The organism is Chitinivorax sp. PXF-14 (assembly GCF_040812015.1).
Classification (GTDB): domain Bacteria; phylum Pseudomonadota; class Gammaproteobacteria; order Burkholderiales; family SCOH01; genus JBFNXJ01.
Window position 1 is genome coordinate 1 of the sequence record NZ_JBFNXJ010000005.1, and the last position, 25,954, is coordinate 25,954.

Consider the following 25,954-nt stretch of genomic DNA (forward strand, 5'->3'; position numbering starts at 1 on the left):
CATTTATGAAAGATTTTTGAATGCACTCTATCAGTCTAGACCTAAGCCAATGATTAGCCTAAATAATATCGTCAAAAATATTTGACGGCCGGGTTGCCGCAACCAGAATGCCCGCCCTCAAGCCAATCTTCACATCGGGGTTAGGGAAGATAATGTGCTCGCCAGCCCGTGCCAATATCCGGTCGCTACCGTCCTCCCCTACCACATAGCCCGCCTCCAGCGGCGTAAAGTTCAGGATATCGGCAGCCACATTCAGTTTGAATGTCTCGCTGCTCCGAATGATGTCTCGGGTGGCGTGGAAAACATGATAGTCATCCGCTTGAAAGCTGGCCGCCGTATACGAGCCGTCGCCGATCAGCTTCTGCAGGGTGCGCTCGAGCGCGCTGACATCGACGACGCCATTCTCGCCAAACGGTCGGGCCTTGCCGAGCTCCAGGGTAAAAGCCTGGGCTGCAAATTGATGGCTGGTGAAATAGGAAAAGGTCGGTGACGGCGCAGTATGTAAGAGCAGCGTGTGCACATCGCAGTCTCCCAACAGGCTGACGGCCTCCAGGGAGTGTGGCCGCCCATCGGTATGGGGATAAATGGCAAATTTCTCGTAATACGATCCGCGGATTGCCGTGTGCAGATCGAAATGCCAGCGCGGCACGCCTTGGGCAGCGGTGTCGAAGAAGCGGGTAACGGCACCTTCCAGCTCGGCAACTCGCCTTGCCTCGTCGCAATCACCAACGCTGGCATGCTTGCCGCAAAACAGCCTGTTCATGTCTTCCTGAAGATAGCGTTTACCGACCCGCATGGCTTGCAGGTTGCCGACAATGAATAGAAGACGCACACGACTTGCCAGCTGCCCCTTGCGGATGGTCGCCACCAGGCGATCGACCAGTTCGATTGGGGCTGTCTCGTTACCGTGAATACCGCACGAGATAACCAGCTCGGCCAGGGGCGGAGTAGCCGGCGTGACCTGCCAGGCCCCGGGGGCCAGTAGTACGCCCTCGGCGCCATCAGGCAATGGGCCGTTGAGGAAGGAGGTATCGGTGCCTTCGATCAGCGCACGAAGAAAAGGAGAATGCATGACGACCAGCCCTTTGCAGAAGTCGGGCCGGTACGTCGTCGAGAGGCTGTCGGGCGGAGTATGCCCTGCTGACCGCCGTGCACGCAGCCCGATAATACGACAACGCCGCAGACAGGCTGCGGCGGCTTAATTGGATCAGACCAACTGGAATGGATAGACCGATCCCAGTTTCAGAATCTGCGTCAGCTCATCGAGCGCCGTCCGGCACTCGATGAGCAGTTGCGGGTCAGCCAGATCTTCCGCTGCCAGCCTGTCGCGATAGTGCTTGTCCACCCAACCGTTCAAGGTGGTAAACAGGTTCTCCGACATGAGCACAGCCGGGTTGACCGCTGCCAGCTCGGTCTGGCTCAAGGCAACGCGCAGGCGCAGGCAGGCCGGGCCACCGCCGTTCTGCATCGACTGCTTGAGGTCGAATACCTTGACTTCGTCGATCGGGCCGCCGCTCTCGGTCAGCTTGTTCAGGAAGGACCAGACGCGCTCGATCTTGTGGCACTCTTCGGGGACGACGATGATCAGCTTGCCATCGGGCTTCGACAGCAACTGGCTATTGAACAGGTAGGACTTCACCGCCTCTTCCACCGTCACCTCCGCCTCCGGCACCTCGACGGCGACAAACCTGCCGCCGACGGCAGCCAGCTTGCGCTCCAGCTCGGCCAGCACCTCGGCTTGCCGGTGGAAGGAACGCTGGTGGTGGAACAGCACGTTACGATTACCGACCGAGATCACGTCGTTGTGGAACACACCGGCGTCGATGATGTCCGGATCCTGCTGGGCATAGACCACCTTGTCGTCGGACAGCCCGTGCAGCCGGGCAATCGCCTGGCAGGCTTCCAGCGTCTGGCGCGCCGGGAATCTGGTCGGCTTCGGGTAACGGCTGTCGAACGCGGCCTGGCCGAACACGAAGAACTCCACGCCTGCCGCATCGTACTCGGCGCAGAAACGGGTATGGTTGGCCGCGCCTTCGTCACCGAAGTGCATCTGCGCCGGCAACGCCGGGTGGTGTGCGAAATGGCGCTCGTCGGCGAACATCGCCTTGAGGATGCGGCCGGTGGTCGGGTGCTCGATCGAACGGTGGAATTTATTGTTCAGATTGGCCGGCGTGAAATGTACGCGCTTGTCCGCCGTGTCACCCGACGGGCTGATCGTGGCGGCATTGGCTGTCCACATGCACGAAGCCGAACTGACGGCGGCAAGGATCGCCGGGGCCTGTTTGGCCGCCTGGCGAATCACCTCCGCATCGGTGCCGGAGAAGCCCAGGCCACGCAGATGCGCCACGCTGGGACGCTCATGCGGGGCCAGCACGCCCTGCTTGAAGCCCAGGTCGTGCAGGGCCTTCATCTTCTGCAGGCCCTGCTTGGCGGCCAGCTTGGGGTTCGAGGCGGCCTTCTCGTTCGAGGTCGAGGCGACGTTACCGTAGCTCAGGCCGGCGTAGTTGTGCGTCGGGCCGACGAGGCCGTCGAAGTTGGCTTCAAATGCGGTCATGGGCGATCCCCGTTATCTATGTGTAGCCCGGATGTGGCATGGCAAAATCCGAGATGGGTGTTGGCTGGCGTGTTGGTTCAGCAGGACACCCGGATTCCGCCTGCGGCTGCATCCGGGCTACATACCTGTTACAGGCTCATGCCCGGGCTGAGCTGCCCAGGCAGCACGATGGTCGCCGCTTCCAGGCCAGCTACCGGGTAGGAGCAGTAATCCGCCGCGTAATAGGCGCTGGCTCGGTGGTTGCCCGAGGCGCCCACACCGCCGAACGGTGCGGCGCTACTGGCGCCGGTGAGCGGCTTGTTCCAGTTGACGATGCCGGCACGGCTTTCCTGCCAGAAGCGGTCGTACAGATCCTTTCGGTCCGAGATCAGGCCGGCGGCGAGGCCGTAGCGGGTGGCGTTGGCCAGGTCCAGTGCCTCATCGAAGCTCTGATAGCGTTGCACCTGCAGCATCGGGCCGAAGTGCTCTTCATCCGCCAGATCCTTGACCGCGGTGACATCGACGATGCCGGGGCTCAGCAGCGCGGTGCCCGCTTCCACTCGACGCATTTCCAGCAGGATCTTGGCGCCCTGCTCGGCCAGCTTCTGCTGCGCCTTGAGCAGGTTGTCGGCGGCGGCGACCGAGATCACCGCGCCCATGAATGGCTGCTCGGCATCATCCCAGCGGCCGACCTTGAGCTTGCCGGCTACGTCGATCAGCCGTTGCAGGAAGGCGTCACCTGCCGCTCCCACCGGCACCAGCAGGCGGCGCGAGCAGGTGCAGCGCTGGCCGGCGCTGATGAAGGCGGACTGGATGACGTGGTGGATCGCCGCGTCGGTGTTGGCGACATCCTGCACGATCAACGGATTGTTGCCGCCCATCTCCAGCGCCAGAATCTTGTCCGGGTGGCCGGCGAAGGACTGGTGCAGCAGATGGCCGGTATTCGAGCTGCCGGTGAAGAACAGGCCGTCGATACCGGCATGGTTGGCGAGCGCGACGCCGGTATCCTTGGCGCCTTGCATCAGGCCCAGCACACCGGCCGGGATGCCGGCCTGCTGCCACAGCTTGGCCGTCTCCTCGGCGACCTTGGGCGTCAGCTCGGACGGCTTGAAGATCACGCAGTTGCCGGCAATCAGTGCCGGCACGATATGGCCGTTCGGCAGATGGCCGGGGAAGTTGTACGGGCCGAACACGGCGACGACGCCATGCGGGCGGTGGCGCAGCACGGCCTGGGCGTCACCCATCTCGCTTTGCTTCTCGCCAGTGCGTTCCTGGTAGGACTTGATCGAGATATCGACCTTGCCGATCATCGTCTGCACTTCAGTCAGCGATTCCCAGCGCGGCTTGCCGGTTTCCAGGCCGATCAGGTCGGCGAGGCCGGCCTTGTGCTCGTTGAGCAGCTCGGCGAAGCGCTTGACGATGGCGACACGCGCATCGAAGCCCAGATCGCGCCAGCCCTTGAAGGCCACGCGGGCGGCCTTGACCGCGGCATCCACCTGCGCGGCGGATGCGGCGCGGCCCTCGAATACGGCTTGCTGGGTGACCGGGTTGCGACTCTGGAACGGGGCGCCCTCGCCTGCTTGCCACTGGCCCGCGATGAATTGGGTCGACATCGGTTTACTCCTCTTTGGCGGACAGGGGCACGGCACGCACCTCGTCGCCCGGTTGAATATTCAGCTTGGCGCGTGCTTCCGCCGAGATCGGCAGGCCGTCGCCATGGAGGCGGCTGCGCACGAGGCAGACGCGGAAATCGTCGAGACGCCGATTCGATACCAGATAGGTCACGCCATCGTCGGCTGCGTGATGTTCGAGCGCCTTGAGCACGCGCGAGTCACGCACGGCGCGGATGCTCGACAGCATGCACTCGACCGTGGGGCCGGCATCAAAGATGTCCACATAGCCCTGGTACTGAAAGCCCTCGCCTTGCAGCAATGCCAGTGCAGGGCGGGTTTTCTCGTGCACCTGGCCGATCACCGCGCGAGCCTGTTCGCTGAGAAAATCGACATACACCGGGTGCTGCGGCATCAGCTCAGCGATGAAGGACTTGTTGCCGATGCCCGACAGGTAGTCGGCCTGCGAGAACTCCATCTTGAAGAAGTGGCGTCCGAGGCTCTCCCAGAACGGCGACATGCCATTTTCGTCCGACACGCCGCGCATCTCGGCGATGACCTTGGGCGCGAAACGCTCGGGGAACTCGGCCAGAAACAGGAAACGCGATTTCGACAGCAGGCTGCCATTGCTCGAATGGCGGAAATCAGCGTGCAGGAACAGCGAGCACAGCTCGGCGGTACCGGTCAGATCGTTGGTCAGGAACAGCGTGTTGAGCCTACGGTAGATATTGAGTTCGCGCGAGGCGTGCACCGAGGTACCGACGCGGTAGTTGTACCATGGCTCATCGAGCCCGACGCTGGCGGCAATGCCGCAGATGCCGACGACGCGACCATCTGCATCTTCCATCACGAACACGTAGTTGGCATCACCGATCGAGGCCGAGCCGTCGATCGACTGGACCGAGGTCTCGATGCGGCGCGCGAGGCTCTCCTCGTTGGCCGGCAGCGTGGTGACGCCAACGCCGGTCGAGCGCGCCAGGGCCATCAGGGCGTCGAGGTCAGTGGTCTGGATGGGGCGAACTAGCATCGTCGGGATATCCGTGAATAAGGCTTAGAGAGGGGCGACCAGTACCGTGTCGCCGCCGCGCACCTGCAATGCAGCGGCCAGCGCCGGCGGCAGGTTGACGGTGCCGCTGCCGGCATCGGGCTCCAGTGTGGCGACCGTCGCGCGAAACAGCCCAAGGCGCGTATTGGCCACCAGGAAGCGCTCACCCTGGCCATGCAGGCCGCCAACCTCGACGTGATAACGGCGCTGCGACGCGATGGTGCGGATGTGCCCGGTGCGGGCCTGCAGCACGCAGCCGCCATCGAAGATGTCGACATAGCGCTCGGTCTCGAAACCCTCGTTGATCAGTATCTCGAAAGGCAGCTCGGAGAACGGGTTGACCTGGCCGATGGCTTCCTGCGCGGCCTCGGTCAGCAACGGCACGTAGATGGGGTGCTGCGGCAGCAGCTCGGCAATGAAGGAGCGCCCGCGCACGCCGCAGTAGAGCTCGGCCTGTGCGTAGTCGATGCCGAAGAAATGGCGGCCGACGGAATCCCAGAATGGCGAATTGCCATCGTCGTCACACACCCCCAGCATTTCGGAGACGACAGTGTCGGCGAAGCGCTGCGGATGGGCTGCGATCATCAGCAGCCGGCCCCGCGACAGCAGGTCCGACCATTCGGAATAGTGATAGCTGTCGTCGAGGAAAAATGACGTCAGCAGCGTGTTGCCGGTCAGGTCATGGCACAGCGACAGCGCATGGACCTTGCTGTGAATGCCCAACTCGCGCGAGGCGTGGACCAGCGTCTCGTTGCGGTAGTTGTAGAACGGCTCGTTGAAGCCGGCCGAAGCAACGATGCCCGACACCCCGGCAATGGCGCCCGTCGAGGGGCTTTCCAGTACGAAGAAATAGCTCTCTTCGCCATTGCAGGTCACTTCGGCGTCGAGCGAGGCCAGCGACTTCTCTATCTTGGCATAGAGGCGATCACGATCGGCCGGCAACGAGGTCACGCCGACCGGGCTTCTTGCCGCAATCTTCTCGATGGCCGACAGATCGGCCAGGCTGGCTGGACGGAATACGAGCATGGTTCTCTCGATGAATGAGGGAAACAAAGGCGGGGCGCCTTGCGCGCTCCCGCCCGGCCAACATTTACTTGCCGGTGACGGCCGCCACCGCGCGTTCGAAACGGTTCAGGCCTTCCTCGATGTCGGCATCGGGAATCACCAGCGACGGCGCAAAACGCACGACATCCGGGCCGGCCTGCAGCACCATCAGGCCGAGCTTGGCGCTCTCGGTCATGAAATCCTTGGCGCGGCCGGCGAAATCCTTGTTCAGCGCGGCGCCGATCAGCATGCCCATGCCGCGGATCTCGGCGAAGCAGCCATGCTTTTCGTTGATCGCGTTGAGGCGCTCACGGAAGCGCTGATGCTTGGCCTTCACGCCAGCCTGTACTTCCGGCTGGGAAATGATGTCCAGCACCGCTTCGGCCACGGCGCAACCGAGCGGGTTGCCACCATAGGTAGAGCCGTGCGTGCCGACGGCCAGGTGCTTGGCGATTTCCTCGGTGGTCAGCATCGCGCCGATCGGGAAGCCGCCGCCGAGCCCCTTGGCGGTGGTCAGGATGTCAGGCACCACGCCGTAGTCCATATAGGCATAGAGCGAGCCGAGACGGCCGTTGCCGGTCTGCACCTCGTCGAACACCAGCAGCGCGTTGTGCTTGTCGCACAGCGCACGGGCGCCCTCGATGAAGGCCTGGGTGGCCGGCACGATGCCGCTTTCGCCCTGCACCGGCTCGAGCACCACCGCGCAGGTCTTGTCGGAGATGTGCTTGGCCAGCGCGTCGAGATCGTTGTACGGCAGGTGGGTGATGCCACCGGGCTTCGGGCCGAAGCCGTCGGAATACTTGCCCTGGCCGCCGACCGACACGGTAAAGAAGGTACGGCCATGGAAGGCGTTGCTGAAGGCAATGATCTCGGTCTTGTCCGGGCCGAACTTCTCGATCGCGTAGCGACGGGCGAGCTTGAATGCCGCTTCGTTGGCCTCGGCACCCGAGTTGCAGAAGAACACCTTGTCGGCGAACGTCGCATCGACCAGCTTCGTCGCCAGGCGCAGCGCCGGCTCGTTGGTCAGCGCATTGGACACATGCCACAGCTTCTTGGCCTGCTCGGTCAGCGCCTCGACCAGCGCGGGGTGGGCATGACCAAGGCTGTTCACCGCGATGCCGCCGGCGAAGTCGATGTATTCGCGCCCTTCCTGGTCCCACACTCGGGAGCCGGCACCGCGCACCGGCACGAAAGCCGCCGGGGCGTAGTTGGGGACCATGACTTTGTCGAAATCGGCGCGTTGAACCTGCTGGGTCATCTTGAATTCCTTTGCACAAACTGGGTGTTTGATGAGTGCATTCTAGAGTGAATGCCTCAAACGGGATTTTCTGGAAGCGACAAGTTTTTACATCTCATGTCGCTTTGCCGCAGCGGCTCAGCTTTCCGCCGCTTCCGGCCCGGCGCGGCGCCCGGGCTGGTTGCGCAACCGATCTTCGCGCGGCGTGACGCCGAAATGGTTGCGATAGGCGCTGGAAAAATGCGGGCCCGACGAAAAACCGCAGGACAAGCCGATCTGGATGATCGATTTGCTCGTCTGCAGCAACAGTTGGCGGGCGCGCTTGAGCCGCAATTCGAGATAATACTGTGAAGGCACGGAATTGAGATGCTGTTTGAACAGGCGCTCGAGCTGGCGGCGCGACACGCACACGCGATCGGCGATCTCGTCGGTGGTCAGCGGGTCTTCCAGATTGCCCTCCATCAGCGTGACTGCCTTGACCAGCTTGGGCTGCGCCGAGCCGCCGAGCTGGCTCACCAGCGGCACGCGCTGGCGCTCGTCGGCGGCGCGCATGCGCTCGTGCATCAGCACCTCGCTCACGGCAGCGGCCAGCTCCATCCCCTGGATGCGGCCGATCAGCGCCAGGCTCAGGTCCAGTGTCGCCATGCCGCCGCCGCAGCTCATGCGGTTGCGGTCGATCTCGAACAGATTGCTGCTCACCGCCGATTGCGGGAAGCGTTCGGCATAGCGCTCGGCGACCATCCAGTGCACGCTGGTCTTGTAGCCGGCCATCACGCCGGCCAGCGCAAGCCAGGCCGTGCCGCCGCCAACGCCAAGCAAGGGGATGTCGAGCTTGCCGGCCTGCTGCAGCAAGGCGAGCGACGGCTCCAGGCCGGCACGGCTGGCGGGTGGCTCGCCGCCGAAGGCAAACAACAGGTCGTAGGCCGGGCTGGCCGGCAGCGCCTGTTGCACGGCGATTGCCAGGCCGTCGGCGTCGCCGACCGGCTGGCCGTCGAGCGAATACAACGTCAGGAGAAACAACTCGGCCTCGGCGAGCCGGTTGGCGGTAGCCAGCGCAGCCCGCGCCAGCGCCAGCTCGTGCAGGCTGAAACCCGGCAGCAGCAGCAAGGCCACGCGCCGGGCGGGCTGATAGTCTTTGAGTTCGAACATGGCGTCGGCAGGCGCTGCCGCAGGGTTGCGCCGCCAGCGACGCGCCGGCGGCCAGATGATGTTACTTTAGACTGCCGGACAGGAACTGGCGCAGGCGCTCGCTCTGCGGCGTCACCAGCACCTGCTTGGGGTCGCCCTGCTCCTCGATGCGTCCCTGGTGCAGGAAGATCACGTGATTCGACACCTCGCGCGCGAAGGCCATCTCGTGCGTGACCACGACCATGGTGCGGCCCTCCTGCGCCAGCTGCTGCATCACGCGCAGCACTTCGCCCACCAGCTCGGGGTCGAGCGCGGACGTGGGTTCGTCGAACAACATCACCTCCGGCTCGACCGCCAGTGCCCGTGCGATCGCCACGCGCTGCTGCTGGCCGCCCGACATGTGCGCCGGGTACTTGTCCTCGACGTTCTTCAGGCCAACCTTGTCGAGGTACTTGCGCGCGCGCGCCACGGCCTCGTCCTTGCTGACGCCGAGCACGTGTACCGGCGCTTCGATGATGTTCTCAAGCACGGTCATATGGGCCCACAGATTGAAGTGCTGGAACACCATCGCGAGCTTGGAGCGCAGGCGCTGCAGCTGCTTGTGGTCCGCCGCCTTGAGCATGCCGTCCTTGGCCTTGACCAGCTGCATCTCTTCGCCGGCCACGACGATGCGCCCGCTATGCGGCCGTTCGAGCAGGTTGATGCAGCGCAGGAAAGTGCTCTTGCCCGAGCCGCTGGAGCCGATAATGCTGATCACGTCCCCGGCCTGCGCTTCGAGCGATACGCCCTTCAATACCTCGTGCGAGCCATAGCTCTTGTGCAAATCTTCGACGTGCAACTTGTTCATGGTATTCCCCGTGCGATCGGCTGTAGCCCGGGCGCCCCCCGCTGGCGTGGCCGAACCTGGCTGGCCAGTGAGCACGCTCGTTCTTTCTGCTTGCAAAAACATCTTGTCCCACTCCTGTATGGATGTGCTGGCCTTCGGCCTGTTATGAATTGTTCGGGCGCCGCAAAAATCTGCTGCTGGCATGTATCCTGGCCCGCTATCGGGCACCGGCCTCGCCCGCCTATCTGATCCATCCCGGCGGTGCATCACCCGTCACCGCCCGTCGCACAGCACGCCAGGTGCTAGGCCGACAGCAGATTGCCCGTCTTGAACGCCACGCGCCCCGCCACCTTGGCCATCCATTGGCCGGCGGTCGCGTAACGGCGGCTTTCCCGCGCATACAGCACGCCCGCAGTTTGGCTTCTGACCGTCTCGCAGCGGTCGCCCAGCGGGTCGATCACATCGAATATCGCGTCGCCCTGCTCAACCCAGTCGCCGGGCCGTTTGTAAAAACTGACCACGCCGGGGAACGGCGCCACGATCGACTCCGACCCCGCCAGCGGCGTCGCCGGCTGCAACAGCGCCGGCATGGCAGGCACCTCGTCCGCAATCACGCCGCGATGCACCAGGAAGGCATACAACCGGCCCGCATCGGCCTGCGCCTGCTCATGTGTGACCTCATTTTCGCTGCGCAGCTCGATGGTGACGGCCAGGCAGGCCGGCTCGATCGGGAAGCGACCCTTGAACATTTCCGCGAGCTTCCACCAGGTCTGCCCGCAGGCCTCGTCGAACGGGTGTCCGCCCGATTCGGTGGCCAGCAGCGTGGCATGCGCCCCCGTGTAGCGCGCCAGCGGCTCGCATTGCGCCCACAGCGGCGTGCCGGTGTAGAGGTGCAGCACGGCCTCGAGGTCGCAGTGCAGGTCGAGCACCACGTCGGCATCGGCGGCGAGCGACATCAGCGTCAGCCGCAGCGATTCGAGCTCCGTCCTGGCAGCCAGCGCCGCCAGCTGTTCGCGGATAGCCGAGCGGATCAACGCAGTATTGGCCTTGGCATCGGTGCCCAGCTTGCCGACGATCTGACGCTCGATCAGCGGCGCCAGATCGGGGTAGTTACGATTGAAGTTTTCACCCGAGGCAAACTCGAAGCGCCCCATGTGGTCGCCCATCATGGTTTGCGCCAGGCCGATCGGGTTGGCCACCGGCACCACCACGATTTCGCCGCGCAGCCTGCCCGCGGCCTCTGCCGCCTCCAGCATCGGACGCAGATGGTGCAGCACCAGCATGCCCGGCAGCTCATCTGCATGCAGGCTCGCTTGCAGGTAGACCTTTTCGCCCCGGCCGGCCTCGCCAAAATGCAGACTTTTCAGCGTGCGCTGGGTGCCGATGCTCGGTGACAGCAGGTGGTGGAAGCGGGTTTGCATGGTGATGGGTTCCCTTGGGAAGGATAGGAGGCCGCAGCGGCAAACGATCAGCCGTTCGCCCGGCGCCCAGCCTTCTGCACGTCAAGCCTTGCGCGGCTGCAGATGTGCGAGCCAGCGCCCTTCGGCCTTCTTGAACAGCTTCACCACCACAAAGGTCAGTGTCAGGTAGATTGCCCCGGCTGCGATGAAGGCCTCGAAAGGTAAATAATACTGCGCATAGACCTTGCGCGCCGCACCGGTGATGTCGATCAGCGTCACGATCGACGCCAGCGAGGTGCCGTGCAGCATCATGATCACCTCATTACTGTAGGCCGGCAGCGAGCGGCGCAGCGCGGACGGCAGCAGGATGCGGCGGAACATCGTCACCCGGCTCATGCCGACACTCTTGGCGGCTTCGATCTCGCCATGATTGGTGGCCTTGATCGCGCCAACCAGAATCTCCGTGGTGTAGGCACTGGTATTGAGCGCAAAGGCAAGACAGGCGCAGAAGGTGGCGCTGCTCAGGTAGTCCCAGGCCCAGCTCTGGCGCACCGCCTCGAACTGCGCCAGGCCGTAATAGATCAGATAGAGCTGCACCAGCATCGGTGTGCCGCGCAGGATATAGGTATAGAGCCAGACGACAGGCCCGCCGAGCTTGCTCGTCACCCGCATGATGGCCAGCGGCAGCGACAGCGTCAGGCCGATCAGCAGCGAGGCAGACAGCAGCTTGGCCGTGGTCAACAGGCCACCGGCGTAGAGCGGCAGGTTCTGCCAGATCACATCGAATTGCATCAGAGCGCTCCCCGTCTCAGAACTCGCCGGCCTTCACACCGACCGAATAACGTTTTTCCACCCAGCGGATCAGCAGGATCGACACCGAGGTGAACAGCAGGTACATCCCGGCCACGAACAGGAAGAAGGTGAATGGCTCCTGCGTGGCCTTGCCGGCTGCATCGGCGCGTTTCATCATGTCCTGCAGGCCGATCACCGACACCAGCGCGGTGGTCTTGAGCAGCACCAGCCAGTTGTTGGAAAAGCTCGGGATGGCAAAGCGGATCATCTGCGGCACGACGATGCGGAAGAACACCTGCAGGCGCCCCATGCCGAAGGCGAAGCCGGCCTCGGACTGCCCCTTGGGGATCGCCATGATCGCGCCGCGGAAGGTCTCGGACAGATAGGCGCCGAAGATGAAGCCGATCGTCAGGATGCCGGCAATGAACGGGTCGACGTCGACGAAATCGAGCGCCACCTCCGAGCCACGCGCAGCCATGTAATCGTTGAAGCGGGTGATCAGGTCGTTGATCAGTATCTGCCCGCCGAAGAAGATCAGCAGCATCAGCACCAGATCGGGCACGCCACGGATCAGCGTGGAATAGGCCTCGCCCCACCAGGCGATGAACTTGTTCGGCGCGAGCTTGGCCGCAGCGCCGATCAGGCCGAGCACCGTGGCCACCAGCAGCGAGCCGAAGGCAATTTTCAAGGTGACCCAGGCACCATCGAGAATACTGGGAAGGTATCCACCAAGCATCGTGCTTGCCCCTTTGATACGCTGGCAGACCGGAGTCTGCAGATTGAGCGCCAGCCGCTATGTGCGGTGCGCATGGTGTCGTCGAGTGGCGCAGGCGGGGCCTGTCCAGATTGCGTTCGGCCCGACAGTCCGCTTGTGCCGCCTCTGCGAGTCATCTCAGATAAGAACTTGTCGGCCCGAGCTACGCTCGGCCTCGACAGTTCTAAAAAATGCGCATGGGTGGGCGGGTGGCGCCACCCATGCGCCGACTCTCAAGGAAACACCTGAGGCCCGCCGACGTCGATCACTTGCCGTATACGTCGAAATCGAAATACTTGTCCTGCGTCTTTTTATAGACGCCATTGGCGCGGATGGCCTTGATCGCGGCGCTGAACTGGTCGCGCAGATCGGCATCGGACTTGCGCACGGCCACACCGGCGCCCTGCCCCAGGTATTTCGGGTCGTCGAGCACCGCGCCGACAAAGCCGAAGCCCTTGCCGGACGGCGTCTTCAGGAAGCCTTCGTTGCCCACCACGACATCCACCAGCGTCGCATCGACACGGCCGGAAGCCAGGTCGAGGAAGGCCTCGTTCTGCGAGCCGTAAGGCACGACAGTGGCACCGGCCTTGCCGAACAGGTCGTTGGCATAGGTTTCCTGGATCGAGGCGCGCAGCACGCCGATCTTCTTGCCCTTCATGCCGGCGGGCGTGGCGTTGAGCTTGCCATCTGCCTTGGCAACCAGGCGCGACGGGGTGTTGTAGTACTTGGTGGAGAATTCGACCGACTGCTTGCGCTCGTCGGTGATCGTCATCGACGAGATCACCGCGTCGAACTTGCGTGCATTGAGCGCGGGGATGATGCCGTCCCAGTCCTGTTCAACGAAGGTGCACTTGGCCTTCATCTGAGCGCACAGCGCATTGGCGATGTCGATGTCGAAGCCGGCCAGCTTGCCGTCCGGCGTCTTCGACGAGAACGGTGGGTAGGCAGCTTCGAGGCCGATGCGAATCTGCTTCCACTCCTTGGCCATGGCGGCGGGAACTGCCAGCGTGGACATCATCAACGCGGCGACCAGTGCGACTTTCTTCATTGACTTCACTCCTTGGCGGATGCTGTTCGTTACAAGCCTAGGCTTTTGACTCTAGGCGATGGGCTGATTGTAGTCAGCACCCCACGTCCAACATTTCTGAAATGCGACATCTTGTTACAGACCCCACCGCCCTCGCCATCGGGGGTGTCCGCAAGTTGACGACCGCCGATTCAAGCAAGCAACCGCTCTGCAAACCGCGCCAGTGCAAGCCGTCGAGCCGTTGACCGAAGCTGTCGCATTAGGGAAATCCGCGAGGATGCCGTTTCTCTAGAATGCGCCAGAATTAGAACCGGCCAAAACGGCACAGCTGGTTTGCGACGAGTTCTTATTTCGAACGATTAGAACTGACCAAGGTGGCAGCGCCGGCTTGTGACAGGTTCCTATTTCGGGAGATTAGAACCGGCCCAAACGGCACAGCCGGTTTGTGGCGAGTTCTAGAACCGTGCCCGGCACGACGAGTAGCAGTCCATGCAATATGCCCAACAGCAAATGGTTCCCGCTTATCGACAGAGCAAGCCACCGCACCCCATATGGCCATCCGATGCATGGCCAGATTGCGCGCCCCATGCCTCGATGCATCGTCTAATCTGAAGTTTCTGCCCACGAGGCATCAACGGCGACCAAGCAATCAGACACGATCTGAGGAGGAGACCCCCACATGCAGCACGATGTACAACTGACCAAGATGCTTGAACAGATTCGCGCAGCCGCCGGCAGCCAGATCGCCCCCGAGCTGCCGCCCTTCCTCGACCAGTATTACCAGCTGGTCGCGGCGGAAGACCTGCAAAGCCGCGAGGCGATCGACTGGTACGGCGCGGCGCTCGCGCATTTCCAGTTCGGCATGCAACGCAAGCCGGGCGAGCTCAAGCTGCGCGCCTACAACCCGAATTTTGCCGAGGACAACTGGCAGACCTCGCACACGGTGGTCGAGATCGTCAACGACGACATGCCTTTCCTCGTCGACTCCGTGAGCCTCGTGCTGCAGCGCCTCGGGCTCAATATGCACCTGATCGTGCACCCGATCTTCGACGCGGTGCGTGACGCCAAGGGCACGCTGACCGGCCTCGACATCGCCGGCAGCCAGCCCGAATCGTGGATTCATGTCGAGATCGACCGCGTCAGCAGCCGCACCCAGCTCGACGACATCGTGGCGGCGCTGCGCACCTCGCTCACCCAGCTGCACGCCTGCGTCGAAGACTGGCCGGCCATGGCCGAGCGCGTAGGCGACGTGCTGGCCGAGCTGAAGCAGAACGACAAGCAGGCTCCCGCCATCGTGGCCGATGCCTGCGCCTACCTGGGCTGGCTGCAGGATGACCATTTCGTCTTCCTGGGCTACCGCGACTATGAGCTGACGCACGACAAGAAAGGCCCGCAGCTCAAGATCGTCAAGGACACGGGCCTGGGCCTCTTGCGCGAGACCGGCGACAAGGAAATCTCGGCCAGCTTCAAGGCGCTGCCGGCCACCCTGCGCGACCCGGCGCATCCACGCGCGCAGAGCCTGCTGGTATTGACCAAGTCGAACTCGCGCTCGCCCGTGCACCGTCCGGGCTATCTCGATGTCGTTGCCGTGCGCCGTTTCGACGCCAAGGGCCAGGTAATCGGCGAACGCCGTTTCCTCGGCCTGTACACCGCATCGGCCTACAACACGCCGCCGCACCAGATTCCGCTGCTGGCCGGCAAGATCGCCGCGGTGATGCATGCCAGCGGCCTCTTGCCCAACAGCCACAAGGCCAAGGCCCTGCTCAACGTGCTCGAAACCTATCCGCGCGACGAGTTGATCGAGACCAGCGAAGACACGCTGCACGATATCGCCATGGGCGTGGTGAATCTGCAGGAACGGGCACGCGTGCGCGTGTTCATCCGCGAGGATGTGTTCCGCCGCTACGTCTCGGCCCAGGTCTACCTGCCGCGCGACACCTATAACACCGATGTGCGGCTGAAGATGCAGCAGATCCTGATCAGCGCCTTCAAGGGCACCGGTGCCGAATTCAATGTGCAGCTGTCCGAGTCGTCGCTGGCGCGCATTCATTTCATCGTGCGCATTCCGACCGGCGCCGAGCTCCATTACGATGCGGCGGACATCGAGGCGCAGATCGTCGCCGCCTCGCGCCGCTGGGCCGACGAGCTGCGTGACAACCTGCTCGCCCATGCCGGCGAGGAGCGCGGCAATGCCCTGCTGCGCCGCTACCAGCATGCCTTCTCGGCTGGCTATATCGCCGATTTCAACGCCCGCAACGCAGTGGCCGACATCGACCGCATCGAGCGCTGTCTCGACAGCAACACGCTGGAGCTCGCGCTGTCCGCGCCCAACCCGAACGATGTGAGCCAGGTTCGCCTGAAGCTCTACCGCTCGCAGGCGATCGAGCTGTCCGAGAGCGTACCGCTGCTGGAAAACCTCGGCGTACGTGTATCCGACGAGCGCCCTTACCGGCTGATGCTCGACGACGCACGCAATGTGTCGATCACCGATGTCGGCCTCAAGCTGCCGCAGACCGGGCTCCTGGCCGACAGCGACGCGCGCCAGGCCTTCCAGCAGGCATTTGCCGCGACCTTCAACGGCCTCGCCGAAAACGACCGCTTCAACCGCCTGGTGCTGCTCGCCAACCTGCAGTGGCGCGAAGTCGTGGTGCTGCGTGCCTATGCCAAGTATCTGCGCCAGATCGGCTTCAACTACACGATCGAGACCCTGGCCGACACGCTGGCCCGCCATGCGGCACTGGCGCGGCAACTGGTCGGCCTGTTCAACGCGCTGTTCGACCCGGCGCAGCCCGACAGCCTCAACACCGAGGCGCTGATCGGCGAGCTGCACGAGGCGCTGCAACAGGTCGAGAGCGTGGACGATGAACGCATCCTGTCGGGCCTGTTCAACGTGATCAAGGCCACGCTGCGCACCAACTTCTTCCAGGCCGGCAGCGACGGCCAGAGTAAGCCCTATGTCTCGTTCAAGCTGAACCCGCGCGAGATCCCGAACATGCCGCAGCCGGTGCTGATGTTCGAGATCTGGGTCTACTCGCCGCGCGTCGAAGGCATCCACCTGCGCGGCGGCAAGGTTGCTCGCGGCGGCCTGCGCTGGTCCGACCGCAAGGAAGATTTCCGCACCGAGGTACTGGGGCTCGTTAAGGCGCAGATGGTGAAGAACACCGTGATCGTGCCGGTCGGCTCCAAGGGCGGCTTCGTCTGCAAGCAGCAGGTGCCGGGCATGGACCGCGACGCGGTGCAGGCCGAGGGCATCGCATGCTACAAGACCTTCATCCGCGGCCTGCTCGACCTGACCGACAATCTGGTCGAGGGCAAGGTGGTGCCGCCGGCGAGCGTGGTACGCCGCGATGCCGACGACCCCTACCTCGTCGTCGCCGCCGACAAGGGCACCGCGACCTTTTCCGACATCGCCAACTCGGTATCGCAGGAATACGGCTTCTGGCTCGACGACGCCTTCGCCTCGGGCGGCTCGGCCGGCTACGACCACAAGAAAATGGGCATCACTGCACGCGGCGCATGGGAATCGGTCAAGCGCCAGTTCCGCGAGATGGGCGTCGATACGCAGAAGGAAGCCTTCACCGTGGCCGGTATTGGCGACATGGCCGGCGACGTGTTCGGCAATGGCATGCTGAACAGCCCCTATATCAAGCTGGTGGCCGCGTTCAACCACCTGCACATCTTCCTCGACCCGAATCCGGACGTCACGCTGAGCTACAAGGAGCGCCAGCGCATGTTCGCGCTGCCGCGCTCGAGCTGGGAGGATTACAACAAGGAGACGATCTCCGAAGGCGGCGGCGTGTTCTCGCGAGCGGCCAAGTCCATTCCCCTGTCACCGCAGGTCAAGGCGCTGCTGCAGGTCGAGGCCGACAGCCTGACCCCGGCCGAGCTGATGAACGCCATCCTCAAGGCCCCGGTGGATCTGCTCTATAACGGCGGCATCGGCACCTACGTCAAGTCCGGCACGCAGAGCCAGGCAGAAGCGGCCGACCGCGCCAACGATGCGATCCGCGTCAACGGCGCCGAGCTGCGTGCCAAGGTGTTCGGCGAAGGCGGCAACCTCGGCTGCACCCAGCTTGGCCGCGTCGAATTCGCGCTGAACGGCGGCCGCATCTACACCGATGCGATCGACAACTCGGGCGGCGTCGACTGCTCCGACCACGAGGTCAACATCAAGATCCTGCTGACCGGGCTGATACAGGCCGGCGACCTCACGCTCAAGCAGCGCAACACCCTGCTGGCCGAGATGACCGACGAGGTGGGCGAGCTGGTACTGCGCAACAACTATCTGCAGACCCAGGCCATCAGCCTCGAATCGAGCCAGATGCTGCCGCTGCTGCCAGCCCATATCCGCCTCATGCACAGCCTGGAGAAGGCCGGCAAGCTGAGCCGCCGCCTCGAATACCTGCCGAGCGACGATCAACTGGCCGAGCGCCGTACGAGAAGCCAGGGCGTGACCAAGCCAGAGCTGGCCGTGCTGCTGGCCTACAGCAAGATGGACCTGTTCCAGGACGTGCTCGACAGCAAGCTGCCCGACCAGCCCGGCATGGATCAGCTGCTGTTCGACTACTTCCCCAAGGTGCTCGGCGAGCGCTTCCCGGCCGGTATGAAGAGCCACGCGCTGCGCCGCGAGATCATCTCGAACCAGCTGATCAACGAGACGATCAACCGCATGGGTTGCAGCTTCGTCGTCCGTCTGCGCGAGGAAACCGACGCCAGCGGCGCCGACATCGTGCAGGCCTGGCGCGATGCCTGCCGCCTGCTCGACGCCGGCAGCCTGTTCGACGCCATCGAGGCGCTGGATGGCGATGCCACCCGAAATGCGCACACCGCGCAGGCGGGCGGCAAGCAGGCGTCAGGCGGCGGCGCCAGGGCAAGCAGCCAGTACGCGCTGCATATCGAACTGCGCAAGCAGCTAGAACGGCTGACCCGCTGGGTGCTGCGCGAAAAGCTCGGCAACCCGGATCTCGGGCAAACGCTCGATGGCCTGCGCGACGCCTTCCAGCAGGCGGTGGCACAAGCACCGCGCTGGCTGGCCTACCGCGCCGATCTGGCGGCCAATGTGCAGGGCTTCATCGCCGACGGCATCCCGGCCGAGCTGGCGCAGCGGATCGGCTATCTCGATGCGATCGTCGCGCTGCTCGACATCGTGCTGCTGGCACAGCAGGCCGGCCAGCCGGTCGAGAATGTCGCCACCAGCTATTTCCGCCTCGACGAGCTGCTCTCGCTGACCTGGCTGCGTGCCAATATCGACGCCCTGCCGCGTGAATCGCGCTGGCAGACGCTGGCCCGCATGTCGCTGCGCGACGAGCTGTACCGCGAGCAGCGCAACCTGGTCGAGCGCGTGCTCAAGCAGGGCGAGCTCGATACCTGGCTTGCCGCCAAGCAGGATGCCATCAACGGCGCGCGCCAGTTGCTGGCCGAGCTGCAGAGCGAGAAGCAGACCGACATCACCATGTTGTCCGCCGCCTTACGGGAGCTGCGCATCCGTTTTGCGTAGATCGGCACCAGGCAAGCAAAAAGCCGGCTTCATGCCGGCTTTTTGCTTGGTTCGGCCACCGCTTAACGAGCGGGTGTCCGTTGTCGCTGCAGATACCCCAGGGCCAAGAGCCCCAATGCCGCCAGCAGCATCGTCGATGGCTCGGGCAGGCCGGTCGGTGTCGGGTTCGAACCCAGGCCCGTCAGCGGCGCCACATCGTCAATCGCACCGAAGCCACCGAAGATGTAGGTGGGGTTGGTTGGGTCGGTGATGTCACCGCTGCTGCGATAGTCGATGAAGGTGATCGAGTTGCAGCCGGCAATCAGCGCATGCCCCTGGCCATCGACCGCGCCCTGGTCAAAGTCGCAATTGATCCCGCTGCGCGTTTTCAGCCCGCCGCCCGTCGTCGCGTCGATGGTCCCGACAGCGCCGTCGCCAAACAGGGTGATCAGGCTGGTGTAGGGGTCGTAGATCATGCCGTGCGCCGGCAGCAGGCTGGTGTAGAGCCGCGTGGTGGCGAACGTCGTCATATTGAGCAGGCCGACATTGCCAAAGCCGTTCGGCGAGCCGTTGACGTAGAAGACATTGCCGCCCGGCGTGAATGCCACCTGCGTCAGGCCGGTATCGCTGCCGCTCAGGCCATGCAACGTCCCTGCCGCCAGAGGGGCGATCGGCACGTCGACCAGGGCGCCGCCGAAATTACTGGTCCAGACCTTGTTGCCGCTCGGGTCCAGCGCCAGATGGTAGCTGGCGCCCTGCGAGGCGCCGGAGCCCACCAGGGCGCCGGCCGTGGTGACCTCGTAGACAAAGCCGGTGCCGGCGCCGCCGATCAGCAGATTGCCATTCGGGGCGAAGATGATGCCATCCGCCCCCGGCAGCGCCGCGATATTATTCGCGCTGCCCAGCGCGGCATTGTTGGCGACGTCGTCATAGCTGTAGCTGACACTATTGACGTTGTTGCCGCCGTTGTAGTTGGTGTAATAGAGCGTGCCGGAAAACACGGTAGCCTGAACCGGCACGGAACAGGCCAAGCCTGCGACGGCCAGCGCCAAGGCACTGATTTTGCTGCAAACAGGCTGCTTCATCTCGATCTCCCACCCGCGTGTTGAACACACAGGAGAACAAGCAACAGCAGTGCCAGCTCTCAATAAAGTTGGAAAATATAATATAAAACGCAAGTCATTGTTATTACTAGCAAATAAAGCCAGCACTCCATCCCGGCATCATATCCACGCAGGGGCTCGTATGAGCTGTCAAATTCTTCGACAGTCATATACTGTCAGGCACACCATCCACCCGCCTGTTCAGCCAGCAGGCCATGCAAAAGCCCGCGATGAACGCGGGCTTTTGCATTGAAACAAATGACTGCGACAACTTAGCCGATGGTCACCGCTGCCGTGTCCTTCGCCACGGTCGCATTCACCGTGTACAGCACCGGCACGGCAGGCGCCTGGCCGTTCGCCACCTTGGCCACCTTCTTGAACTGGGTCGCCATCTTGTCGGGGGTGACGGTCACGATGGCATAACCCTGCGCATCGGAGTCGGCATGGGCGATCCAGCTGTTGAACGACTTCAGGTAGAAGTCGAAGGTGTTGACGTCACCCTGGTAGATCAGGCCCTTCAGCGGGTTGAACAGCGGGTTCGAATCGACCACCGACTTGAAGTAGGACTGGAACGAGTTGCTCGACACCCCGGCGGTGACCAGGTCGACCATCACCGGCGTCTTGCTCGCCGCATCGAAGTCGTCCATCACGCTGCCGGCGAAGAAGGCATGGATGTCGCCCGTGATGGCCACGACGTTCTTCACGCCGTTGTCCTTGAGGAACTTCATCATGTCCTTGCGCTCGGCGTTGAAGCCATCCCACTGGTCGGCATTGAGGATGTAGTTGTTCTGGAACTCGGCCGGCACCGCCACGCCCAGCGCGGCAATCGCACGCAGGTCGACCTGCATGCGCAGCAGCGATACTTCGTTGGCCCATACCTTCCAGGTGGCCGACGACGTGGCCATCTTCTGCTTCCACCAGCCGCGTTGCAGCTCGCCGAGAACGCTGGTGGCTGCCAGCGGATACAGGCCACCCGTGGCTGCCGTGGCGGCTGCGATTTTCTGCGCCTCGGCGCCTTGCAGATCGGTCTGCTTGACGAAGTAGCGGCTGCCTACCTCGCCCAGCGGCGACAAGGTTTCGGGGATCACGTGGTCGGTGCGGAACAGGCGCTGATCGGTGACGATCAGGTGCATGAGCTTGCCGAAGTGCAGGTCGCGGTAATTGGTGATCTGCTTCGAGAAATCGGGCTGGGTCGAGTCATATACCACGTCGGCCGGCATGAATTCATACCAGGCCTGGGTTGCGGCCTTGCGGCGATCCGCCTGTTCCGGGTTGTCCACGGTATAGGTCTGGTGATCGCCCCAGCAGTCGTCGCTGAACTCGTGGTCATCCCAGATCGCGATCATCGGGAACTTGGCGTGCAGCGCCTGCAGGCGGGTATCGGTGCGGTAGGTCTTGTACAGGTAGCGATAGTCGGCCAGCGTGGTGGCATATTTACCGTTGCCGGTTGCCGTGGCGGTGCCGTTGGGCAGGGTCAGGGTCGTGTGGCGCGCTTCCACGGCGCCGGTCTGGAAGCTCTCGCCGACGGTTTCGTAGATGTAATCGCCAAGGTGCACGATGAAATCGACATCCTCGTTGATGAGCGAATCGAAGGCGCCCCAGTGATTGACCGTCCAGTCCTGGCACGAGATGAAGGCGAACTTGAGCGAAGCCAGGTCGGCGGTGGCCTCGGGCGCGGTCTTGGTGCGGCCGTTGGTCGATGCATCGCTGCCCACGACGAAGCGGTAATAGTAGGTCGTGTAGGCTTTGAGACCCGTCACCTTGTGGCGGATGGTGTTGTCCCAGGCGGCCTGGGTCACGATTTCGGTATCGAGCACGAGCACCTTGAAGTCGGCCGTTTCCGACATCTGCACGCGGACCTTGATGTCCTCGGCGGCGCCATCGTTACGCACCACGCGCGACCACAGGATGATGCCATCCGGCTTCGGGTCGCCCGAGGCCACGCCCTGCGGGAAGCTGTATACCTTGCCGGTGCCGGGGGCCGGCGTGCCGCCGCCATCGCCGCCGCCACAGGCTGTCAGGCCGGCGCTGGCCACCGACATGGTGAGAAAACCACTGAGTCTTAGAAATTCACGACGATCCACACTTATCTCCTCTCCCGGTTATACAAAAGCCTGCTGACGATTTGGACGTTTTCAGCAGGCTCTTTACGGGCAGAATATTAACGAAACGAGAAATATCCTACCCGGCAATTATTAAATATTTATCACATTCGAACTTGTTGAATCACGCCACAGGTTTTGTGTTGAAGCCATATCGAACAGGCAGGGCAGCAGCCGGGGCGTATTCGATATCGAGCATCCCACCACGCGTATGCAGGTAGATGGTCTGGCCCGATCCATCCATCCAGGCCGCCAGCTGCTCGCCTTCCAGTATGCGGCCCTCCCCGTCGCGCAGATGCTCCATCACGCCAACCAGATCGCGCTCGTCCACCACGCCCAGGCCCTGTTCCGACACCAGGTACAAACGGCCGTCATCGTCGATCACCGCCCGGTGCGGCGAGATGGGCTGCCCGTCGTGCGCCACGAAGGCCGGCGGCCATACGCCATCGGCGAGCCGATAGATCCAGGGCGTTGACTCGAGCTCGACAAAGACTTTTTGCGGGCCGTTCTGAAAATAATAGTCGCCGTTTTCCGCTCTTGCGTAGTTTCGGCCGATGAATTCGGCCAGGCCCGCGTGGCTCAGCCGCTCCTCGCGTATCCACCAGTGGCCGCGCCGGTCGAGCCTGAGCCAGCCATACACCGCCGGCACATTGGGCCACTTGGCCATGGCCTGCAATACGATATCGTCCATCCCCAATCACCCTGTCTGATTCAATACCCTGAGCGGCGGCGTGCGCGTGAGCCGCAACAGGCTCGGCAAGCCGGCCAGCACCACGGCCAACGCCCCGCCGACGATGCCGAACAGCGGCAGGCGCCAGTCCGGCTGATAGGGCAGGCTCAACAGCTTGACGCTGACGGCCCAGCCCAGGCCCGCGCTGCCGATGACGGCCACACCCCCCGCCAATGCGCCGATCACTGCAAACTCGGCGAGCGCCGTCTGCAATAGCTGGCGGCGGCTGGCCCCGAGCGTGCGCAACACAGCGTTGTCGAGGCGGCGCTCGTCCTGGGTCGAGGCCAGCGCCGCGTGCAGCACCACCAGCCCCGCGGCCACGGTGAACAGGAATACGAATTCGACCGCACCGACCACCTTGTCGATGATGCCGCGCACCTCGGCCAGCACCGCCCCGACATCGACAACAGTCAGGTTCGGGTAGGCCCGCACGAGCTCGTTGACGAGATCCTGGCGGGCCTCGGGCAGGTAGAAGCTGCTGACATAGCTGGTGGGCTGAGCCTTGAGCATCGACCCGGTGGCAACGACGAAGAAATTGACGTTGAACGAATCCCAATTGACCTTGCGCAGGCTCGTCACGGTCGCCTCATAGCGCACCCCGGCAATGTCGAAGGTGAGCCGGTCGCCCAGCTTGATGCCGAGCGTCTTGGCCAGGCCCTCCTCGACCGAGAACTGCGGATGGGTATCGCCGGCCGCCCAGAACTGCCCGGCGACGATGCGATTGTCGTGCTGCATGTGCTCAGCCCAGGAGAGGTTGAATTCGCGCTCGGCCAGATTGCGGGCCCGCTCGTCCAGATAGCGCTCCAGCTTCACGTCCTGGCCGTTCAGGGCAACCCAGCGCCCACGGATCATCGGAAAGGCCTCGGGCGCCTTCAGCTCATGGCGCGTGAAAAACGCGGCCAGGCCCGCCTGCTGCTGTGGCTGGATATTGATGACGAAGCGGTTAGGCGCATCGGGCGGCACCGACTGCTGCCAGCTGCGCAGCAGGTCGGCCCGCACCAGCGTCAACGTCAGCAGCGCCATCAGGCCCAGCGACAAGGCCACGATCTGCAGGATGGACAGGCCCTTGCGCCGGTACAGATTGGCAATGCCGAAGCGCCAGGTGATGCCCGAGCGCCGGTTGAAGCGGCGCAAGCCCAGCATCAGCACCCAGCCCACGCCCGCCGCCAGCACGATGCCGAGCGCGAAGCCGCCGAGCACATAGGCCGCCAGCCTGGCCTCGCCCGCCTGCCACATGAGCAGGGCCGCCAGCACCGAGCCGCCCGCCAGGTACATGGTGCGGCTACCGATATCGGCGTCGATCTCGCGCCGCAACACCCTGAGCGTGGATACCAGACGCAGGCGCAGCAACGGCGGCACGGCAAAGCCAAACAGCAGCAGGCTGCCAAGCAGCCAGCCCTGCACACCCGGCAGCCAGTGCGACGCCGGCAGCTCGCTATCCACCAGGCTGGCGAGCGAGCTGACCAGCACCTGCTGTGCGACATAACCGAGCGCAACGCCGGCCAGCCCGGCGCCAAGCGCCAGCACGGCAAACTGCCACAGGAACAGCTGGAAGATTTCCGACTGGCTTGCGCCCAGGCAACGCATCATCGCCACCGGGTCGAGATGGCGCTCGACATAACGCCGCGTCGCCAGGCCGATCGCGACACAAGCCAGCGCCACGCTGGCAAGCGCGGCCAGGCCGAGAAAGCGGTGCGCACGTTCGAGCGCGTTGCGTACCTCGGGGCGTGCATCCTGCACGGTCTCGAGGCGCTCGCCTCGCGCCATAAGTGGCTCGGCGAAACGCCGGTAGGCGTCGATAGCCGGCTCCGGGCCCGCCAGCAGCAGGCGGTAACGCACCCGGCTGCCATTCTGGATCAGCCCGGTGCGGGCCAGATCGTCGGCATTGAGAATGACGCGCGGCATGATATTGAACACGTCGGCCGCCGCATCGGGCTCGCGATCGATACGGGATGCGAGGCGCAGGCGCGTGTCGCCGACCTCGAGCTGCGCCCCGGGCTGGATGCCGAGCCGCCCCAGCAGCCGGTCATCGGCCCACACCTCGCCGGGCCTGGGCGCCCCCTGTACCTGGCTGATGGCCGGGCGCGCGCCCAGGCTCAGCCGACCGCGCAAGGGGTACGGGCCGGACACCGCCTTGATCGAGGCCAGTTGCGTGGCATCGCCATGCAGCACCATGCTGGGGAAGGTTGTCGTGAACGCCATCTGCAGGCCGAGCGCTGCGGCCTTGCTCGTGTACTCGGGGGCCATCGGATGGTCGCTCGATATCACCAAGTCGGCCCCCAGCAGCTCGTTGGCACGCGAGGCCAGGCCACGCTCGACGCGATCGGTGAAGAAGCCGACGCTGGTCACCGCGGCAATCGCGATCAGCAGCGCAAGCAACAACACATTCAGCTCGCCGGCACGCAGGTCGCGCCGCAGCATGCGAAAGGAAAGCCGCGCGCGCTGGATCGGGCTCATGCCGCCCTCGCATCGCCGACGATGCGCCCGGCGGCGATGCGCACGGTGCGCCGGCAGCGTTCGGCGAGCTTGTCGTCATGCGTCACCAGCACCAGCGTCGTGCCTTGCTCCTGGTTCAGCGAGAACAGGAGCTCGATGATCTGCTGCCCGGTAGCCGTGTCGAGGTTGCCCGTCGGCTCGTCGGCAAACAGGAGCCTGGGGCTGCCGGCAAAGGCCCGGGCCAGCGCCACCCGCTGCTGCTCGCCACCGGAAAGCTGTTTCGGATAATGTTCGAGCCGGGCCTCCAGGCCAACGCGCGCCAGCCAGCCACGCGCCACGCTTTCCGGGTCCGGCTTGCCGGCCAGTTCGAGCGGCAGCATCACGTTTTCCAGCGCGGTCAGCGACGGCAGCAGCTGGAAGGACTGGAACACGAAGCCCACCCACTCACCGCGCAGTCTGGCCCGGCCATCTTCATCGAGCGCCGACAGATTGCTGCCGCCCAGGTGAACCTCGCCTGCGGACGGGCTGTCCAACCCCGCCAGCAAGCCAAGCAGCGTCGACTTGCCGGAGCCCGAGGCGCCGACGATCGCCAGCGACTCGCCGGGCATGATGGTCAGGTCGACACCGCTGAGGATGTCGAGACGCGTATCGCCCATGCTGACTTGCCGGCACAAGGCCCTGGCCTGCACAATCGGCGTATCAGACAAAGAA

18 protein-coding genes are annotated in these 25,954 nt (G+C 63.9%); 1 reads left to right on the plus strand and 17 read right to left on the minus strand.

The genetic code is table 11. The features are described from left to right. Positions 1-58: 58 nt before the first annotated feature. From astE to ABWL39_RS07810, 12 genes are all read right to left on the minus strand, one after another. Complete coding sequence (gene astE, locus ABWL39_RS07755) at positions 59-1,072, minus strand: succinylglutamate desuccinylase (protein ID WP_367788745.1); 1,014 nt, start codon at positions 1,070-1,072, stop codon at positions 59-61. Between the two features lie 135 nt (positions 1,073-1,207). Further along, positions 1,208-2,554 carry an N-succinylarginine dihydrolase gene (gene astB / locus ABWL39_RS07760; RefSeq protein WP_367788747.1) on the minus strand — a complete coding sequence of 449 codons (1,347 nt, stop codon included), beginning with the start codon at positions 2,552-2,554 and terminating at the stop codon, positions 1,208-1,210. A gap of 128 nt (positions 2,555-2,682) precedes the next feature. Beyond that, positions 2,683-4,146, minus strand: a complete 1,464-nt coding sequence (gene astD, locus ABWL39_RS07765; protein WP_367788749.1) for a succinylglutamate-semialdehyde dehydrogenase — start codon at positions 4,144-4,146, stop codon at positions 2,683-2,685. A gap of 4 nt (positions 4,147-4,150) precedes the next feature. Continuing rightward, positions 4,151-5,170, minus strand: coding sequence for an arginine N-succinyltransferase (astA, locus tag ABWL39_RS07770; protein WP_367788751.1), 1,020 nt, complete (start codon positions 5,168-5,170; stop codon positions 4,151-4,153). Positions 5,171-5,194: 24 nt separating this feature from the next. Continuing rightward, positions 5,195-6,214, minus strand: a complete 1,020-nt coding sequence (locus tag ABWL39_RS07775; RefSeq protein WP_367788753.1) for an arginine N-succinyltransferase — start codon at positions 6,212-6,214, stop codon at positions 5,195-5,197. A gap of 64 nt (positions 6,215-6,278) precedes the next feature. Next, on the minus strand, positions 6,279-7,490 hold the full coding sequence (locus tag ABWL39_RS07780) for an aspartate aminotransferase family protein (protein WP_367788755.1): 1,212 nt from the start codon (positions 7,488-7,490) through the stop codon (positions 6,279-6,281). Between the two features lie 117 nt (positions 7,491-7,607). Next, complete coding sequence (locus tag ABWL39_RS07785) at positions 7,608-8,618, minus strand: GlxA family transcriptional regulator (protein ID WP_367788757.1); 1,011 nt, start codon at positions 8,616-8,618, stop codon at positions 7,608-7,610. A gap of 61 nt (positions 8,619-8,679) precedes the next feature. Next, positions 8,680-9,444 (minus strand): ABC transporter ATP-binding protein, encoded by a 765-nt coding sequence (locus ABWL39_RS07790; protein ID WP_367788759.1) that lies wholly within the window; start codon positions 9,442-9,444, stop codon positions 8,680-8,682. A 281-nt stretch (positions 9,445-9,725) separates the two neighbouring features. After that, entirely contained in the window at positions 9,726-10,844 is a 1,119-nt protein-coding gene (locus tag ABWL39_RS07795) for a M14 family metallopeptidase (protein WP_367788761.1), read from the minus strand. An 81-nt stretch (positions 10,845-10,925) separates the two neighbouring features. Next, positions 10,926-11,615, minus strand: coding sequence for an ABC transporter permease (locus ABWL39_RS07800; protein ID WP_367788763.1), 690 nt, complete (start codon positions 11,613-11,615; stop codon positions 10,926-10,928). Between the two features lie 16 nt (positions 11,616-11,631). Then, positions 11,632-12,351, minus strand: coding sequence for an ABC transporter permease (locus tag ABWL39_RS07805; RefSeq protein WP_367788765.1), 720 nt, complete (start codon positions 12,349-12,351; stop codon positions 11,632-11,634). Between the two features lie 283 nt (positions 12,352-12,634). Next, positions 12,635-13,417 carry an ABC transporter substrate-binding protein gene (locus tag ABWL39_RS07810; RefSeq protein WP_367788767.1) on the minus strand — a complete coding sequence of 261 codons (783 nt, stop codon included), beginning with the start codon at positions 13,415-13,417 and terminating at the stop codon, positions 12,635-12,637. Positions 13,418-14,075: 658 nt separating this feature from the next. Here ABWL39_RS07810 and ABWL39_RS07815 point away from each other — a divergent pair. Next, entirely contained in the window at positions 14,076-18,893 is a 4,818-nt protein-coding gene (locus tag ABWL39_RS07815; RefSeq protein WP_367788769.1) for an NAD-glutamate dehydrogenase, read from the plus strand. 62 nt (positions 18,894-18,955) lie between these two features. Here ABWL39_RS07815 and ABWL39_RS07820 read toward each other — a convergent pair whose 3' ends face one another. From ABWL39_RS07820 to ABWL39_RS07840, 5 genes are all read right to left on the minus strand, one after another. Then, positions 18,956-19,957 (minus strand): PEP-CTERM sorting domain-containing protein, encoded by a 1,002-nt coding sequence (locus ABWL39_RS07820; RefSeq protein ID WP_367788771.1) that lies wholly within the window; start codon positions 19,955-19,957, stop codon positions 18,956-18,958. A 290-nt stretch (positions 19,958-20,247) separates the two neighbouring features. Continuing rightward, positions 20,248-22,059 (minus strand): alkaline phosphatase, encoded by a 1,812-nt coding sequence (locus tag ABWL39_RS07825; RefSeq protein ID WP_367788773.1) that lies wholly within the window; start codon positions 22,057-22,059, stop codon positions 20,248-20,250. A gap of 142 nt (positions 22,060-22,201) precedes the next feature. Beyond that, positions 22,202-22,768: a DUF2946 family protein gene (locus ABWL39_RS07830; protein WP_367788775.1), complete on the minus strand. Its 567-nt coding sequence runs from the start codon at positions 22,766-22,768 to the stop codon at positions 22,202-22,204. A gap of 6 nt (positions 22,769-22,774) precedes the next feature. After that, a complete protein-coding gene (locus tag ABWL39_RS07835) occupies positions 22,775-25,264 on the minus strand; it encodes an ABC transporter permease (RefSeq protein WP_367788777.1) in 2,490 nt (829 codons plus the stop codon). Continuing rightward, a complete protein-coding gene (locus ABWL39_RS07840; protein ID WP_367788779.1) occupies positions 25,261-25,899 on the minus strand; it encodes an ABC transporter ATP-binding protein in 639 nt (212 codons plus the stop codon). The genes ABWL39_RS07835 and ABWL39_RS07840 overlap by 4 nt, the downstream gene beginning before the upstream one ends. Between the last annotated feature and the right edge of the window lie 55 nt (positions 25,900-25,954).